14 protein-coding genes and 1 pseudogene are annotated in these 17,283 nt (G+C 35.1%); 11 read left to right on the top strand and 4 right to left on the bottom strand.

Annotation, left to right across the window (positions count from 1 at the left end; translation table 11 throughout):
- Positions 1–161 precede the first annotated feature (161 nt).
- A complete protein-coding gene (locus QZN27_RS04280; RefSeq protein WP_296784157.1) occupies positions 162–956 on the top strand; it encodes an HAD family hydrolase in 795 nt (264 codons plus the stop codon).
- A gap of 72 nt (positions 957–1,028) precedes the next feature.
- Here QZN27_RS04280 and QZN27_RS04275 read toward each other — a convergent pair whose 3' ends face one another.
- Positions 1,029–1,742, bottom strand: coding sequence for a sugar phosphate isomerase/epimerase family protein (locus QZN27_RS04275; RefSeq protein WP_296784155.1), 714 nt, complete (start codon positions 1,740–1,742; stop codon positions 1,029–1,031).
- 67 nt (positions 1,743–1,809) lie between these two features.
- Here QZN27_RS04275 and QZN27_RS04270 point away from each other — a divergent pair, with 67 nt between their 5' ends.
- The 6 genes from QZN27_RS04270 (at position 1,810) to albA (ending at position 7,775) form a co-directional block, all read left to right on the top strand.
- On the top strand, positions 1,810–2,223 hold the full coding sequence (locus QZN27_RS04270; protein WP_296784152.1) for a PadR family transcriptional regulator: 414 nt from the start codon (positions 1,810–1,812) through the stop codon (positions 2,221–2,223).
- Positions 2,210–3,256: an ATP-binding cassette domain-containing protein gene (locus QZN27_RS04265; protein ID WP_296784149.1), complete on the top strand. Its 1,047-nt coding sequence runs from the start codon at positions 2,210–2,212 to the stop codon at positions 3,254–3,256. The genes QZN27_RS04270 and QZN27_RS04265 overlap by 14 nt, the downstream gene beginning before the upstream one ends.
- Positions 3,243–4,397, top strand: a complete 1,155-nt coding sequence (locus QZN27_RS04260) for an ABC transporter permease (RefSeq protein ID WP_296784147.1) — start codon at positions 3,243–3,245, stop codon at positions 4,395–4,397. The genes QZN27_RS04265 and QZN27_RS04260 overlap by 14 nt, the downstream gene beginning before the upstream one ends.
- Before the next feature lie 11 nt (positions 4,398–4,408).
- Positions 4,409–5,611: a PQQ-binding-like beta-propeller repeat protein gene (locus QZN27_RS04255; protein ID WP_296784144.1), complete on the top strand. Its 1,203-nt coding sequence runs from the start codon at positions 4,409–4,411 to the stop codon at positions 5,609–5,611.
- Positions 5,612–5,656: 45 nt separating this feature from the next.
- Positions 5,657–7,192: a 2-isopropylmalate synthase gene (locus QZN27_RS04250; RefSeq protein WP_296784141.1), complete on the top strand. Its 1,536-nt coding sequence runs from the start codon at positions 5,657–5,659 to the stop codon at positions 7,190–7,192.
- Between the two features lie 307 nt (positions 7,193–7,499).
- Positions 7,500–7,775, top strand: coding sequence for a DNA-binding protein Alba (gene albA / locus QZN27_RS04245; RefSeq protein WP_292600277.1), 276 nt, complete (start codon positions 7,500–7,502; stop codon positions 7,773–7,775).
- A gap of 6 nt (positions 7,776–7,781) precedes the next feature.
- On the opposite strand, the gene QZN27_RS04240 is transcribed toward albA, so the two are convergent.
- On the bottom strand, positions 7,782–8,441 hold the full coding sequence (locus tag QZN27_RS04240; protein ID WP_296784138.1) for a PHP domain-containing protein: 660 nt from the start codon (positions 8,439–8,441) through the stop codon (positions 7,782–7,784).
- Positions 8,442–8,446: 5 nt separating this feature from the next.
- Positions 8,447–9,475, bottom strand: a complete 1,029-nt coding sequence (locus tag QZN27_RS04235; protein WP_296784135.1) for a DUF1786 domain-containing protein — start codon at positions 9,473–9,475, stop codon at positions 8,447–8,449.
- 90 nt (positions 9,476–9,565) lie between these two features.
- On the opposite strand from QZN27_RS04235, the gene QZN27_RS04230 reads away from it, so the two are divergent.
- The 3 genes and pseudogenes from QZN27_RS04230 (at position 9,566) to QZN27_RS04220 (ending at position 12,658) form a co-directional block, all read left to right on the top strand.
- The gene (locus QZN27_RS04230) at positions 9,566–10,867 is read left to right on the top strand and encodes a TrpB-like pyridoxal phosphate-dependent enzyme (RefSeq protein ID WP_296784133.1); all 1,302 of its coding nucleotides are present in this window, start codon (positions 9,566–9,568) and stop codon (positions 10,865–10,867) included.
- A 413-nt stretch (positions 10,868–11,280) separates the two neighbouring features.
- Positions 11,281–12,045: pseudogene (locus tag QZN27_RS04225) on the top strand (ParA family protein); the annotation flags it as partial.
- 88 nt (positions 12,046–12,133) lie between these two features.
- The gene (locus QZN27_RS04220) at positions 12,134–12,658 is read left to right on the top strand and encodes an AAA family ATPase (RefSeq protein WP_296784131.1); all 525 of its coding nucleotides are present in this window, start codon (positions 12,134–12,136) and stop codon (positions 12,656–12,658) included.
- Between the two features lie 206 nt (positions 12,659–12,864).
- On the opposite strand, the gene QZN27_RS04215 is transcribed toward QZN27_RS04220, so the two are convergent.
- A complete protein-coding gene (locus QZN27_RS04215) occupies positions 12,865–13,977 on the bottom strand; it encodes a radical SAM protein (RefSeq protein WP_296784129.1) in 1,113 nt (370 codons plus the stop codon).
- A 1,279-nt stretch (positions 13,978–15,256) separates the two neighbouring features.
- On the opposite strand from QZN27_RS04215, the gene QZN27_RS04210 reads away from it, so the two are divergent.
- Positions 15,257–17,283: hypothetical protein (locus QZN27_RS04210; RefSeq protein ID WP_296784126.1), on the top strand; the 2,027-nt coding region annotated here is incomplete at its 3' end.

Here is a 17,283-nt window from a genome sequence, read left to right as displayed (position 1 = left end):
GCTGTCATTTCTCCATTTTTAATGGAGTTTAACTTTTCAATAACGTTCATTAAAACACCTAATAATCGTAAATTATAATATTATTATTTTATTTTTCAATGTTTATAAACACTTGTTTTTTTTTAAATACTTTTAAATATTTTTTTCAACTATTATTAATCATGAAAAAGGCTGTCGTATTTGATAACTCAGGAACATTGATCGAAAGGTTCAGGGTCATTAAGGATGTTATAAATGGAAACATATTCACTGATATAAATTCTCTTGATTTGATTGATCAGGCCGATGCCCTGGCCTTGGTGGTTCTTCAGTTCAATACCAATAAGCTTCTGAAATTGGATTCAGACACATTGATTTCAGATGTCATCAAGGAGTATAACATCGATTTTGACATTAGCTTTTCAACAAATCCGGTTTCCAAAGCTGAGGTCAAGGAGATTCTAGACAATGAAAAGTCAACCACAATTTCAGACATCACCGACGGTTTTGACATATTGCGAGAAAAGATTTCCCACATGGAGCTGTGCAACGGATCTGCCCTGATTGTTGACATGGACCTGGGCGTTGTTGCATATACAATCACTTCAGCAGGCAAATTTTTCCCAAAGGTATTTGAAACAGTCGAAACGTTGAAGTCCCGTGGAATTGAGATATATATCGCTTCAGGTGACAGAAAGGGAGCCATCAACAGACTTGCCAATATGCTTGATGTTCCCGAGGACAATGCCTTCGGCACAGTTTCAACCCGTGGAAAATGTGAAGTCGTATCTATCCTAAAAGATAGTGGATATAAGGTAATGATGGTCGGTGACGGGCTCAATGATATTTTGGCATTTAAAAAGGCAGATGTCAGCGTTTTAACCATAGAACAGCAGGAGGAAGTCTCTCCTAAGATGATGGACAAGACTGACTATATTATTGAGGACATTTTCGAGGTCACTATGATTGACTTCTAGTTTATTTTTTTATAACTAATAACTTATAAGTTATAACTTATAACTAATAACCACTAAAAAAATAATAATAAGTTATAAGTTATCAATGACCTCTTTGCTTTTCAGGATGTTATCGAAGTTGTTCAACTCAATTATTGCGGTATCAATCTTTTTAAGCAGATTAAGGTCCATTGTACCTTCACCCAATGTAATGTGCTGGTCTTTGATGCCATCATTGTCATTCAGGTGACAGTAGCTAATGTTTTTTAGGGAGAGCATCTCCTCAAGGTTTCCGCAGGTGTTGCCGTGGCCGGTGTCGATTGTCAGGCTGCAGCCGGTAGCTTCCTGTATCATCTCTATTTCCTCAACGGTGTTTCCTAAAAATTTGCCACGGACAGGCATGTTTTCGACTGAAATTTCCACATTTGTGTTGTCTATGATTTCTCCTATGCTTTCGATAGCTATTTCCAATGCCCATTTTCTTAAATGCGGCTCGTTTCTACCTATTATACCTGGATGCACTGTTATCGTATTTGCATTGATGCTTTCTGCATATTGTCCGCAATGTATCATCTGTTTTACGCTTTCAGCTCTTATTCCCTTGTTTAGGCTTGCGATATTGATGTCTACTGTTGCTGCATGCATTCTCATGTCAAGGCCGCAATCCTTGAATTCACAGTTGTCTTTTTCATAAAAAGGGCCCTCTGCAAGAATTTCTATTATTTCAAATCCATGTTTTTTAGCTAAATCGATGATGTCATTGTTAGGTTCCATGAATAAAGCCAGTGTTGTAAAACCTAATTTCATATTTAAATATTGGTAATGCAAATATAATAAATGTTAACATATATCAAAAATTGACATATGGTGAAATATGACAGACGAAAAAGATTTTGAAAAAACTCATGAAAAGTTCCTCAAGCATTTTACCAACGGAATAATCCATAAGCTGATCTTGTGGATAATTTCAAAGGAAAATATCCATGGCTACGGAATCATGAAAAAGCTGGATGAATTTTTCAGCTTTGAAAATTCCAAATGTGGCATGAAAATTAACTCAAGCAAAATATATCCGATATTGTCCAAGATGGAGGATGAAGGATTAATTATTGGGGAATGGAAAGTTAACGAAAACAACAAAAGGGTGAAATATTATTCAATAACAGAAGACGGGCAGCAGTTTCTGAATGAAATGCAGTCTCATATGAATGTTATTTTAAACAATCCCTCTTGGCTGAATTTTTTCAAAGACATGACAGGAATGGAGATTAACAATGAACGCAATTGAAACTAAAAATCTGACAAAAGTCTACAACAATAACTTTACTGCGGTTAATTCTCTTAACTTGGAAATTCCAAAAGGAAGTATTTTTGGCATGTTGGGTCCGAACGGAGCGGGCAAGACAACCACAATCAAGATGCTCACTTGCCTGATTCAGCCCACTTCCGGCAAAGCAACTGTTGGAGGATATGACGTACAAAAAAATCCTGATGACGTGCGAAACCTTCTTGGAATGGTTCCTCAGCAGGTTAGCCTGTATAAGGATTTGACAGTAATGGAAAATTCACAGTTGTGCGCTGACTACTATGGTGTGCCTCAGGACGAGCGTGATTCACGAATCGAAGATTTGATGGAGCTTGTTGACATCAAATATGCAAAGGACAAGCGTGTCGGTCAGCTTTCAGGTGGCCAAAAGCAAAAGGCTTCCCTTGTTGCAAGTTTGGTTCACAGGCCAGACATCCTGTTTTTGGATGAGCCTACCATAGGCCTTGACCCTACCACCAAACGAACCCTTTGGGATTTGATAAGAGAACTTAACGACAACGGTCACACAATAATTTTATGCTCCCATGACATGCATGAAGTGGATATGCTTTGTGACAATGTGGGAATCATCAATACCGGTAATTTGGTTGCTTATGATACTCCTCAAGGGCTTAAGGATGCTCTTTTGGAAAGCAACAAGCAGGATCTCACCGATGCCTTAAGCAAAATTTCAGATGAAAGTGAGGATTCCGATTCAAAAAAAGAGGATTTGGAAAATCTCAGCTTAAAGAAGATGTCTGTGCTTTTGAAAAATCAGGATGATGAAATTATAGAGACAATTTCCCAATCAGATCATGTTAAAAGTGTTGAAGTGGCTAGAAATGGCCGTATTAATTTGAGAATTGATAGCTTTGATGATATGGCGGTTCAGAATGTCTTGAATGATATCATATCTTCTGGAGGCATCATCACTTCAATTTTCACTGAAGAGCCGTCATTGGAGGATGTGTTTATAAAATCAACATCAGAGGTGAATGAAGATGATAGAGCCTAAAAAATTCTGGTGGATGATTAAAAAGGAATTGATTTCCCTTAAAAGGCACCCTGCAAGACTGGTTTCAATCCTTGCCTTTCCGATAATCATGATTTTGCTTTTCGGTTATGGAATGGGTGGGGAAATGACTGACTTGCCTATTGTTGTCGTATCACAGTCAGACGGTGATTTGACAGATTTGACTTTAGACACCATTAAATCGACCGAAACATATCATGTGGTTGAGGTCATTGACAGTTTGGATGAAGGAAAGGAGCGTGTAGATTCAGGTGAAGTGAAAGCGGCAATTATACTGCCATCGGACTATGATAAAGATTCGAATCAGCAAAAAGGCGTAACGCTTTATATCGACTCATCCGATCAAATGGCTTCACAAATTCTTGAATCATCAACACAGGGAATATTTTACAGAATTTCAAACATGGTGGCTTCTCAGACAAGCGTTTCAACTCAGGATGCACACATTAAGCCAAGCATTTCTCACTCCTTGAACAACTTCAAGGATGATATAAGCCTGCACATTAACCGCATTTATGGAAATATAAAATACATTGACTTTTTGGTTCCTGCCATTTTGGGAATGACAATCATGATGAGCTGTATGATGGGAATGGGCGCAACCATTGCAGGGGAGCGTGAAACCGGTGAGCTTGCAAGACTCTTCATGACACCGACATCCGTTTCCACAGTCATCGGAGGAAAAATTGCAGCAAAACTATTGATTGAACTTGTCCGGGCGCTGATACTGATATTCATGGCGGTATTGCTATTTAATGTTAGCATTAAGGGAGGATTCCTGCAAACGTTTATTGTTTTGGTTATTGGTGCATTATGTTTTGTCGGGTTTGGAATCATGCTTTCGGCAAGAACACAGACCCAGGAAGACTATGCCCAGATTTCACTTCCGTTTTCAATGCCTATGATGTTTGTTTCAGGAGTATTCTATCCGATTGAAACAATGCCTTGGATTTTACAAAAACTAGCATATGTATTCCCATTGACTTATCTCAACGATGCAATGAGGGGAATAATGCTTAAAGGCCAAACCTTAGGTGATGTATGGTTAGATTTGGTCGTGCTTTTAGGATTTACAGTTTTATTCTTTATAATAGGAGTAAAACGATTTAACAGGGATGTATAGGAGGTTTTTAAATGTATAAAAAATTAATGATCGGATTGATTATAGCACTTTTGTGCCTGTCTCCAATAGCTGCTGAAAATTGGAATTCATTTGCAGGGGACGTGACTCATAATGGATATAGGGATGAAAATTCAGATTTTGTAACTAATCTATGGACTTTTAACATGGAATCTCCAATACATTCATCTCCGGCAATCTATAAGGATTATGTTTATGTCGTATCCAGCAACGGTATCTTAAAGGCTATTGACATGGAAACCGGTGAAGAGGAATGGGATTTGGATTTGGAATCTCCAACAAATTCATCACCGATTGTACATAAGAACAAGTTATACATCGGATGTGATGATGGTCTTAAAGCCGTTAACATCGACTCCCACAAGATCATCTGGGATTATGACTGCAGCAATGTCGAGTCAACTCCGTTTTATTACAAGGATGTAATTTACTTCGGAAGTGACGATGGACATTTATACGGATTGAATGATGACGGAAAAGTTGAATTCAACAAGAAATTGGATGGTGAGCTTAAATCATCACCTGTAATCGTTGACGATACAATTTACATCGGTTCAACCAATTCCAAATTATACAGCATTGATACGGACAAATCCAAAAACTGGGATTTCACCACCGGCGATGAGATATTGTCCTCTCCAAGCTATGTGAATGAAACAGTGATTTTCGGTTCAAACGATGGTAACATTTATTGTTTAAACGAATCTGAAGGCAAATTGATTTGGAAGCAAGACCTCAACAATAAGGTTATATCCTCTCCAACAGTCGATGAGCATGACAACAGCGTCTACATTGGAAGCGACGACGGAAACATGACATGCCTTGACATTCGTGACGGTACCATAAAATGGTCTCATCGTGCAGGTGACAAGATTCAGTCCACTGCTGCGATAAAAGACAATTTGGTTGCGTATGGTTCCAATAACGGTTACCTCTATGTTTTAAATAAATTCACCGGATTGGAAGAGTTCACATATAATCCAGGCACATTTTTATTTAATTCAGCCATTACATCTTCACCAGTTATAAACGGCAACACATTACTGTTTGGTGATGATTCAGGCCATTTATATTCACTGAATATTGAAAAATATGAGGTTCCGGGCTCCACACAGTTATATTATTCCTTAGGAATTTTGATTGTGTTAATGATTGTAATTGTTGCAGTGGTTGTTAAGGTTAGACGCAGAAAATAATTAACCTTATTAACTTCATTTTTTAAATTTTAAATGGGGGATGCGATGCAGAATATTGAAACCTTAAAAAATGAGAACATGAATTTTGCGGAAAAAATTTATATTTTTGATACAACACTCAGGGACGGTGAACAGACCCCCGGTGTTGCATTGACTGTTGATGAGAAAATTCAAATAGCTACAAAGCTCAACAATTTGGGCGTTGACAAAATTGAAGTGGGATTTCCTGCTTCATCAAAAGGCGAAATAGAATCTGCCAGAAAAATTAAAGCTTTGGATTTGGATTCGACTTTAGTAGGTCTTTCCAGATCTTTATCCATTGATGTTGATGCGGTATTGGACGCTGATTTGGAATATATACACACATTTATTGGCACTTCCCCTTTGCATCGTGAATATAAACTTAAAATGTCCAAATCTGAAATTATCACAAAAGCCGTACAAACGGTTGAATATGCTAAAGACCATGGCTTGACAGTTGAGTTTTCCGCTGAAGACGCTACCAGAACAGAAAAAGGTTTTCTATATGATGTCTTTAGCCAGGTTATTGACGCCGGTGTAGACTTTTTGGATGTTCCGGACACTGTTGGAATTTTAACTCCTGTCATGACTCGTGAGCTGATTACGGATATTAAAGACAGCTTTTCAGTTCCTGTTAGTGTACATTTCCATAATGATTTTGGGCTTGCAACAGCCAACACTCTAACCGCTTTGGAATGCGGTGCCGATCAGGCCCATGTTACAGTTAACGGTTTGGGTGAGAGAACAGGTAACTGTTCACTCGAAGAGCTTGTCATGACTTTAAAATCCGCTTATAATGTTGATTTGGGATTGGACACTACTCGATTATATAGCTTATCCAATCTGGTGGGGCGTCTTACTGGGGTAAAAATGCCTGTCAACAAGCCGATTGTAGGGGATAACGCTTTTGCCCATGAATCCGGCATACATGTTCATGGAATCTTGAATAACTCTTCCACTTACGAACCTATTTCTCCTGAAATGGTTGGACATTCCAGGCGCATAGTGTTGGGAAAACATACCGGGGCCAACGCTTTGAAATCAAAACTCAAGGAATATCATATTGATTTGACCGAAGACCAATTTTATAAGGTATTCAATGAAATCAAATCTTTAGGTGACAGCGGTAAATGTGTTACTGATGATGATCTGGTGGCTATTGCTATTACTGAACTTGCTTCAGCTCGTGAAACCCCAATTGAAATAAAGGGTATGAGTATTTCAATGGGTGCTAATGTTTCTCCAACTGCTACAGTTAAGCTTGCAATCGATGGTGAAGAAAAGGAAACTGCCAGTACAGGTGTAGGGCCTGTTGATGCCGCATTAAATGCTATTAGTGCTTTGATTGAGGATACACTTCATATTGAACTTGAAGAATATAATCTTGAAGCTATTAACGGCGGTACCGATGCACTGGCTGACGTATTTGTAATCTGTTCCGACCCTGATGGAAATAAATCCACAGGCAGGTCAATCAATCAGGACATAGTCATGGCAAGTATTTTGGCAGTTTTGGATTCAATCAATAAATTGTTGGTAATTTATCGAACAAATTATTAAATTTTTTTTAAAATTTTTTATTTTTTTCATTTTTTTAGTATCTTTGTAATCTTTATTTTACAAATTATTATTTTATTATTATAGATTAATTGAGATATTATGAAAAAGTTTAGTGGAATTTCTATTTTTTATTTATTTTTTTATTTATTTTTTATTTGTATATTAATTGTTCAAAATTATATATTTATTTTTTTATTTACTTTTTATATATTCCATTTTTTTTATTTTACTGTTTATATTTATTATGCAAATTTTATGTAAAATTTTATATACATTAATATCTAAAGTTTAATATGGTGAAATTATTATGGAGAATAATACAATTTTTGTAGGTAGCAAACCTGTTATGAATTATGTTTTAGCAGTTGTTACACAATTTAACGAGGGATCAGATAGCGTTCTTTTAAGAGCTAGAGGAAAAGCTATCAGTCGTGCTGTTGATGCTGCTGAAATTGTAAGAAATAGGTTTGTACCGGAAGCGGATGTTACTGACATTCAAATTTCTACTGAAGAAATTGAAAATTTTAACAATGAAAAAACAAACGTTTCCATAATAGAAATTTTAATTGAAAAGAGTGAATAGCTCTTTTTAATCAAATTTCTTTAAGACATTTTTTTCAAAAAGGTATTTGGAAAGCAATATATTTGATGTTCCCTTTCCATGTGCTTCTACTTTTCCCTTACGTATTGCTTTTAGGACGCTGTCAATATCCTTTTCACAATCGATTAGACTAAAGCAGTCGCCAACGAATTTCCAATAATGCGCATCGCTTGCACCTAATGTTGGAATATTTTCAGTTTTTGCTAATTTTTTTGCTTTATTGTTACAATACCCTATAACGAATCTTGCATTTTTAGTCTCTATAGCATCGATTTTAAGTTCCTTATAGTCACTTTTGCACAAAAGCCCATGTCGATAAAAACAGAACGGATGAGGTATAATTGCAAGACCCCCCAAATCATGAATTCTGTCGATGGTATCTTGAGGAGAAAGGTCTCGAGGTATATTTTCCTCGCACCCAAAACCGAGAATATGTCCAAGTGTTGATGAAATTTCAATAGATGGAATTGCCAATATATCTGTATTTCTAGTTTTAGCCATAACTTCACTGGTTCCATCAACTGTATTGTGGTCACTGATTGCTATGATGTCTAGATTTCTTTGTTGTGCTGTCTTTAAAATGTCGTCAATTCTTGAATGTGAGTCCGGTGAATACTCGCTGTGAATATGGGAGTCCATTTTTAGCATATTATCTATCCTAGTATTGTTTTTATTAGTCCAATTGTTCCTGTCATCATCACATCTCCCCCAGGAGCTGCATGATGCCAATCCAGATTTGTCTTTTCAATCAGTTCCCTTTTTGGGCCGCTGACTATTACCTTTTCGATTTCAGAAATCGGATTTAGAACATGTGCTCCGTGTCCAAAGTCTTCATGAACTTCCTCGTGAGTTATTTCGCCTGATGCCAATCTTTTAATGTATCTTTCAAGTGACTCTCCTGTCAGGCTTGATGTGTGATGTTCAAATACCCCTTGAATTTTTCCGTTTTCTATTGATGCGGCTGTTGTGTGGCCGTTACCAATGTCTATTACTATGAAGCTGTTCAGCCTGCTTGCCACTTCATCGTAGCACATTCCGGCAATTGATGCGAATTTTGTATCCATCACCAATGGCAGTATTTCTATACCCTCATCCTTAATCTGCCTTCTGACAGCCTGCATTCTTGTAAAGTATTCTGGAACATCTTCCTTGAATCCGAATTCCAATGGGGAGATAGGATGTGACACCTTTTCTCTGATCTTTTCAAACCTGAAGTCACGGTCTCCCATGTTTTCGTTATAGCCGTGATCCTGCACAGCTATTGCTATTTCATCGAAATCGAAATCCAGATCATAACCCAATAAAAATTCAGATAATTTTTTTATATTGATGTCGCCCAGTCTTATTTTGCTATAGTCAGTGTAGTCTTTGTTTTCATCTGCAATTTCTATTCCCAATGATTTTACCTGTTCAATATTATCCCGTATAGTCTTTGCACATATTGGCTCCATAACCACCTTATATCCTTTTTCCATATGTTCCAATAGGCTTTTCTTGATTTTTCCTCCGCCCATTATCTCTCCAGTAAAGTAAAGGTCATTTTCTATTTCCCTTATCTGTTGGGATATGTACAGGTGCGGAGATGGAAGAACAAGCTTTAGGGAGTTTTCCAGTTCCTTTTCGGTATCATATATCATTATGTCCTGTGTTCCGGTTCCGACATCAATTGCTAAAATTCTCATGATTTTAAATTGTTTTTTATGATATTAATAATTAAAGTGTACATTTTTGTACAACAAAGCTTTATATAGTACATTGATGTAAGTATTATTATGACTTACAAAATTGAATTATCATCAGATGAAGTGCCAAAGCAATGGTATAATATGCTAGCTGATTTGCCTGTTCCGCTTCCTGCTCCTAAAAACAGTGAAGGAAAAGACCAAATTTCAGCTTTACAATTAGCTTTCACCAAAGCTGGCCTTGAACAGGAATTTGCTCAAGATCGTTATATCAGTATACCAAAAGAAGTAAGAGAATTATACATGGAAATGGGAAGACCTTCTCCATTAGTTAGAGCCAATAAGCTGGAAGAATATTTAAATACTCCAGCTAAAATCTATTTTAAAAGGGAAGATTCTTCTCCTACCGGTTCCCACAAGTTGAATTCAGCTATTCCTCAAGCTTATTTTGCTAAAAAGGAAGGTGTTGAAAGATTGACCACTGAAACCGGTGCAGGCCAATGGGGTACTGCATTGTCCCTAGCATGTAATTTGCTCGATATTGAATGTACAGTATATATGGTTAAAGTTTCTTTCAACCAAAAGCCTGACAGGAAAAACATCATGGATATTTACGGTTCAAATGTCTTTGCTTCACCTAGTGAAAATACTGAAGTCGGACGCCAAGTATTGGCTGATAATCCTGACCATCCAGGTTCATTGGGAGTTGCCATTTCCGAAGCTATGGAAGAGGCCTTACAAAATGATGAAGTAAAATATTCTTTAGGTAGTGTACTAAACCATGTGATGCTGCATCAGACTGTAATCGGTCAGGAATTGAAAACTCAATTGGAAATTGCTGAAGAGACTCCTGATGTCATGATTGCATGTGCAGGTGGAGGAAGTAACCTTGCAGGGTCCCTGTTCCCATTCATCAAGGACAAGATTGACGGAAATTCAGACACCCAGTTTATTGCAGTTGAACCTAGTGCCTGCCCTACATTAACAGAAGGAACTTATGATTATGACTTTGGAGATTCCAATGGATTTACACCAATGCTTAAAATGTTTACATTAGGACATGACTTTGTTGCCCCTTCAGTTCACGCTGGAGGTTTAAGATACCACGGTATGTCACCTATCGTTTCACTTTTAACCAAGGTAGGATATATCGAACCTAGATCAGTTCATCAAAAGGACTGCTTCGATGCAGGTATCACTTTTGCACGTAATCAGGGTATTGTTCCTGCTCCTGAGACAACTCATGCTATCAGAGTTGCAATAGATGAAGCATTGAAATGTAAAGAGACTGGTGAAGAAAAAACTATTGTTTTAAACTTCTCAGGTCATGGAATGTTGGATTTAAAAGGATATGCTAGTTATTTTGACGGAACTATGCAAAATGCTAAATAATCCTTTTCTTATTTTTTTTTAATTTTTTTAGTTATAAGTTATAACTTATTATTTTTTCATTATTAGTTATAACTTATAAGTGTTAATTAATAACTAATAACTTATTTGTGAAAACAAATACTTTATAAGGAAGAAGTTATAAAATATAACTTATTTGTTAAAAGTTAGTTATGATAAGTTATTTCTTAAAACTTATTTTTTATAATTTAGAAGTTTTAACTTAAACCTTATTTCCTATCCCTTAGAAGTTGGAACTGATAAGTTATTTCCTTTAAGTTTTAATTTAAAAGAAATAACTTAATCCTTTTAACTTATACTGGATAACTTAAATGTTATTCTTTAGAGCTTTGAAATTTTAAGTTATAAATCATAACTGATAACTTAAAACTTATCTGATATAGGAGAATTCTTTAATGAGTGAAGTAATTGCAGTGATGAATCAAAAAGGGGGCTGTGGTAAAACAACAACTGTTGTGAATACTGCAACATCTCTAGCGGTAATGGGCAAATCTGTTTTAGTGGTCGATATGGATCCTCAGGCCAATGCTACTACAAGCTTTGGCATTGATAAAACTAAAATAGAAAATACAATATACGATGCCATCATTGGGGATATAAATGTAAAAAAAGCAACAATTCCTACGTTTATTAAAAATTTGTTTATTATCCCAAGTAATATATCCCTTAGTGGTGCTGGAATGGAGCTTTCCAGAAGAGAAAATTATCATATTATCTTGAAGGAAACTCTTAAGGATGTTGTACCATTATTTGATTACATTTTCATTGATTTACCTCCTTCATTAGGTGTCATAACAGTCAATGCATTAGTAGCTTCCGATAGCGTTTTAATACCTATCCAAGCTGAGTATTATGCACTAGAAGGTGTAGCTGATTTGATTAATACTATTAAATTAGTCGAACAAAGGCTTAGAAGTCCCACTCCAATAAAAGGAATTCTCCTCACTCTATATGATAAGAGAACTAGACTTAGCAAAGACGTTTACAAAGAGCTTAAAAGTTACTTTGGCGAAACCAACTTATTATTCAAAACTGTCATTCCTAGAAACATTAGGCTAGCTGAAGCTCCTAGTTATGGTAAACCTTGCCTGGTTTATGATCCGGACAGTACAGGAACAAAAGCTTATCTTAAATTGGCAAAGGAAATTATTCAAAGGGATGAAAATGTTAATTTGAATGATGCTAAGACAAATATTAAAGCTAAAGCTGAATTAAACAGAAATTCCAATAAGGCCGGGAGGGTAACAAATGCCTAGAAAAGGTCTTGGAAAAGGATTGGACTCTTTAATTCCACCTGATTTTTATAATGAAGATTTTGACAGTAATTCACCTCAGTCCCTTGAGGACATGTTAAATGAAGAGGAGACTACTGTTGAAGAAGTTGTTGAAGATATAACTTCTAAAGAAGAATCTAATGTTGAAGATGATTTAGATTCACAAGAAACTGAAGGTGATGATTCAGATGTTGAAGAGGGCTTGGAAAATGAGGAAACTGATGACTCATCCGAAGAGTTATCTGGCGTTGAAAGTGGCGAAGAAAGTGTACAAACATCATCAGAAATCCAAATCCAGAAGGAACACATAGATGATGTTAAAAAGATTGTAGACAAAAATCCAAGAATCACTTTATGGTCTTCAAGATCTTCAGCAGTATTGAGGTATTTAAGAAAAACTGAACCGGAATTCAGTATTTCTAAAGAGGCTTCCATATTGATTGATGAAGCCGTTTCTAAAAAGTACCCTGAAATTTGGGCATTATTTGATGATGAGTAGTATATTATCAAATATAATTCACTTTTTTTAATATATTATTTTGCACTTGAAACTGTTCTCATGAATCTATTTTTCACTTGAAATGACACCGACTATATTTTACAATATATATTTGACAATCAATTTTTTTCTATTATTTTAATTAATTTCATGAATATTTATTTTAATAGTAATTCATTATATTATAATTTACTCTTATAAAAAATTTAAAAATCAAAAGTAGTCTGATATTCGCCGCTTATTTTGATATATGGTTCCGCTCTATCAACTACAACGCCCAATTTCCTAAGCTGTTCTTTATTGGAGAATGGTGTTTTTTTTCGAATAGAAATTATCTGTTTTGCAGATTTTATACCGATACCTGGAACTCGTATCAATTCTATCAGTGGTGCGGAATTTATTTCTACTGGAAATATATTCATATTTTTTGCGGCCAGTATTTTAGGGTCCTGATTCAACAATAGATTGTCATCATCATCAAATACCAGCTCTTTGACATTATAGTGGTAATCGTTAAGCAGACTGTCTGCATTATATAACTTTGCAGTCCTGTCAGTCGAGCATGCCTCTTTATTTGCAAATTCTGTTTCTTCAATTGGCGTAAATGCTGAAAAATATGTTCTTTTCAATTCGGAATTTTTATAGATCTTTTCCATTCTACTGAGTATTTCCTTGTCACTTTCATCATTTGCACCCACAATCAGCTGTGTGGTATGGGTGGAATTGGGGTAAGTCGTGCTTTTATGCTGGTATCTGTTGATCCATGATAACCTTTTCAGGATGTCCTTATTGTAATCCTTGGTTGAGGATAGTTCTGCAAGGCCGGATGGTGTTGCAGCTTCAATGTTTATGCTAACCCTATTTGCAAGGGCCATTGCCCTTTTGATTGAGTCCCGACTGGCGCCTGGAACCACTTTTAAGTGTATATAATCGTCATAACCATATTTTTTTCTCAAAAGTCTGATGGTTTCTATTTCCTTTTCCATTGTGGAGTCCACATCGCCTGTGATTCCTGAGCTTAAAAACAGACCGTTGACCATTCCCCTGTTATAGTATCCGAGAAATGCCTTTGCAAGCTCTTCAGGTGACAGTTCCAATCGTGTGAAATTTCTTTTGGATTGGTTTATGCAATATTTGCAGTCATTTTTACATTTGTTTGTTAAAAGTGTCTTAAAAAGAGGAATCTTACATCCGTCATGGCCTGTTGCTTCGTAAATTCCCGGCAAATTAATCTGCGAACTTTTGTTATGACTGACATAATCGCAAAGGTCATACTGTGCAGAATCTGTTAAGATTTTCATCTTTTCCAATGTAGTCATGTTAATAATTATATATTTTATATTAAATAACAGTTCTTTTTGAAATTATATCCCTGGTATAAAAGTATGTCATTGGACGTGATATATTAATCACATCAAGTGAATATGTAATATAAATATTACATTAATGTTTAATATGTAACATATTTATTACAAATTATTTAAACAAAAAAAGTAATATAATAATTACATAATATTATTAAAAAAAATGTAATATATATTTAATTGTTTAATTTTTAAAATTAATTTTTATTTTTTTATTCATATAAAATTTTGTTTCAATATATAAAAACAAAATTAAAATAGTAACCTTTATATTATACAATATATCATAAATTAATATGCATATGTGTTTGGATTATAGAAGATATGATTAGGACATGTATGTTAATGAAAAATTTGTTTAAAAATAGTATTAAATATTTGAAAAAACAGAAATTAGATAGTTTTCTATTGATTTAGGAACCTATCGAAAGGCTTTCGACACATGTCTTAACCATGAGCAATTATGGTTCAGTTATAGGACATATACCTATTAAAAAAAGATCAAAATTAGGACATATACCTATTAAAAAAAGATCAAAATCACTTCCTATTTATTGGATTTAAATAGGGAGAATTATAGGCCTTATCCTATGATAAGTAATCATAAATAACTAATTACTATATATCCGAATAGTATTGGCTTTCAGTCAAATCAGTTATTTTAAATCAACCTGCTTTGGTTTTCATATGGCTGATTTTAGTTATTTACTTTTTTTTTTTAACTATTTACAGTATATTCAGATCTCATTTTCAGGATGTAATATAAACATTTATATATGCCAAAAATCATAATATCAATTGGTACATAAAGTTCTTATTTTAGTGCTTTACTGTATCAAAATTTCAAGTTTTTTTCTATATTTGTATTATTAAAGGGCAAAAAGTTTTCATTATTTAAAGTTAAACAATATTTATATTATTAAAGCAAATACATTTCATTAGATTGAAGTTAAACAGCATTAAGTTGTTTAAAAAGGAGAATGTTATGCGTTTTAAGCGATATATGTTTTTAACTTTAATGCTATTTTTAACGATATTTTCGATTTCGTTTGTGTGCGCAAATGAAAATCTAACATATGAACAAAATGCTGGTGAACTTAGTTCGCTGTCAGATCTAAATCCAATCGATGCTGTAAATGAGAATGTAGATTTTATTGACGAAGCTAATGATGATTCGTTAGCTCAGACAAGTGGAAACGAAAATAATGATTTAGTTAATAATGAAAGTCATTTATTGCGTTCTAGTAATGATGTAGAAAATGAGAAAAGTGTAGAAAAACTAGGCGCTGCGAATACTTTAGATATTCTTGGTGCTAGTAATGATGAAAATGGTTTAGAAATTCTTGGCGCTGGAAATGATTTAACTATTCTTGGTGCTAGTAATGATGAAAATGGTTTAGAAATTCTTGGCGCTGGAAATGATTTAACTATTCTTGGTGCTAGTAATGATGAGCCTGTGCTAGGTGACACTATTAATTTTTATGGTGGTTCAATAGAACAAATATTTGATGCAATTGTAAATGCTGATCCTGGAGATATTATATATCTGAATGGTCAAACCTATAGAGGCGGATATTGGCGAGCTCCTGTTCAAAATCATAAAGTTATTTCGAATGTTAAAGTTTTAGGAGGAAGTGCAGATAATCCAAATCAAATTGCTACATTTGAAGTGAATAGTGATGCATCTGTATTTTCCTTCGCTGGTGCTCAACGAGATGGAGAATATATTAGTGATAATGGTTATGATTTCGTGGATGTTACTTTTGAAAATTTAAGGTCTACAGGGAGAATGTTTTATTTCCAGAGTGGGTCTTTGACAAATGTAGTTTTTAATAATATTGAAACATATCAACACCTGTTTTTACTATATGGATGTGACGCTGATAATGTGCCAATAACACTGACTAATGTTAATTTCACTAATTGTCGTCAGATTTTTGCTGGTGATGGTGGCATTAATGACGGTTCTGGTCAGTTAGGTGCAATCTTCGGTGCCAAACTGGTTGGATGTAACTTTATTAATACAAGCTCTGCTAATCACGGTGGTGCTTTTTGTCTTTCAGACGAATACGGTGGAGGTACTGTTGCAAGTAGTTTAATTGACTGTAATTTTATCAATATTACTTCTAGATGGTTTGCAGTATATATACATGGAAATTACACCACAGACGGATATATTAGTGTACCTCAAGTGCTTGATAACTGTAAGTTTATTAATTGTACAGGAACAGCAGAATATGGTGGTGCACTTGGAATAAGTCACAACAATGTAATTATAAGAAACTCTGAATTCATCAATAACACCGGTGGAGAAGGTGCCGCTATTATGGTTGGTGGAATCGAGTATGGACATAATGCATTCTGGGGTAATAATACTGAAGGAAATAATATGATAATTGAAAATTGTACCTTTATAAATAATGTTGCAAAAATTGAAGGTCAAGAGGCTCCTTATGTCCAAAATATTTCTAAAACCTCCTATCCTACAGGTAGGGCAGGGGCTGTTTATGTGTATGGTAATAATACCAAAATCATCAATACAGTCTTTGTGAACAATACTGCTTCAGATGATGGTGGGGCTATTTACATTGAGGGTTGGTACACTATTATTGAAAATTCAACCTTATATGATAACTCTGCAATCAATGGTACAATATTCATCGAAGGTTCAAATACAAGAATTACCAATTCAAACCTTTTCAACAACAATGCAATCAATGGTGCAGGAATTTATGTCATAGGTGAAAATACATACATTGCCAATTCAGAATTCACTAATAACACTGCAGATCCTAATGTAGGTTTAGGTGGTGCTATAGATGTTATTGGTAACAATTGTACTCTTTTAACAGTAACCTGTAACAACAACTCAGCTAATTGTGGTGGTGCTGCATTTATCCGTGGTAATCGTACAACTATCAGAGATTCCACTTTTGACGATAACTCCGCTACCTTACGCGGTGGTGGATTAGATGTTTACGGTGACATGTGTACCGTTGACAATGTAGAAGTGTCTGATAACTTTGCAGGTACCGATGGTGGTGCTGTATATGTTGTAGGTAATAATGCTACATTTACTGGTGTAACATCCGTTAACAACACTGCAACTAGAGGAGGTTCCACTTTTATCAAAGGTGACAATATTTATGTAACCAACTGTACTTTAGATGGTAATAAAGCGCTTTCCAATGGAACCGATGGTTCCGGTAGAGGTGGTGGATTAGACCTTGCTGGTACTAATTGTCATGTTTATGATATTGA

Source organism: uncultured Methanobrevibacter sp. (assembly GCF_900316895.1).
GTDB lineage: Archaea > Methanobacteriota > Methanobacteria > Methanobacteriales > Methanobacteriaceae > Methanocatella.
This window is presented reverse-complemented; position numbering and strand designations above follow the sequence as displayed.

Coding starts and splice junctions, on each gene's coding strand:
- QZN27_RS04265 (WP_296784149.1), top strand. CDS start 2,210: ATGAACGCAATTGAAACTAAAAATCTGACAAAAGTCTACAACAATAAC.
- QZN27_RS04255 (WP_296784144.1), top strand. CDS start 4,409: ATGTATAAAAAATTAATGATCGGATTGATTATAGCACTTTTGTGCCTG.
- QZN27_RS04240 (WP_296784138.1), bottom strand. CDS start 8,441: ATGCTAAAAATGGACTCCCATATTCACAGCGAGTATTCACCGGACTCA.
- QZN27_RS04220 (WP_296784131.1), top strand. CDS start 12,134: ATGCCTAGAAAAGGTCTTGGAAAAGGATTGGACTCTTTAATTCCACCT.
- QZN27_RS04270 (WP_296784152.1), top strand. CDS start 1,810: ATGACAGACGAAAAAGATTTTGAAAAAACTCATGAAAAGTTCCTCAAG.
- QZN27_RS04230 (WP_296784133.1), top strand. CDS start 9,566: ATGACTTACAAAATTGAATTATCATCAGATGAAGTGCCAAAGCAATGG.
- QZN27_RS04275 (WP_296784155.1), bottom strand. CDS start 1,742: ATGAAATTAGGTTTTACAACACTGGCTTTATTCATGGAACCTAACAAT.
- QZN27_RS04215 (WP_296784129.1), bottom strand. CDS start 13,977: ATGACTACATTGGAAAAGATGAAAATCTTAACAGATTCTGCACAGTAT.
- QZN27_RS04235 (WP_296784135.1), bottom strand. CDS start 9,475: ATGAGAATTTTAGCAATTGATGTCGGAACCGGAACACAGGACATAATG.
- albA (WP_292600277.1), top strand. CDS start 7,500: ATGGAGAATAATACAATTTTTGTAGGTAGCAAACCTGTTATGAATTAT.
- QZN27_RS04260 (WP_296784147.1), top strand. CDS start 3,243: ATGATAGAGCCTAAAAAATTCTGGTGGATGATTAAAAAGGAATTGATT.
- QZN27_RS04280 (WP_296784157.1), top strand. CDS start 162: ATGAAAAAGGCTGTCGTATTTGATAACTCAGGAACATTGATCGAAAGG.
- QZN27_RS04250 (WP_296784141.1), top strand. CDS start 5,657: ATGCAGAATATTGAAACCTTAAAAAATGAGAACATGAATTTTGCGGAA.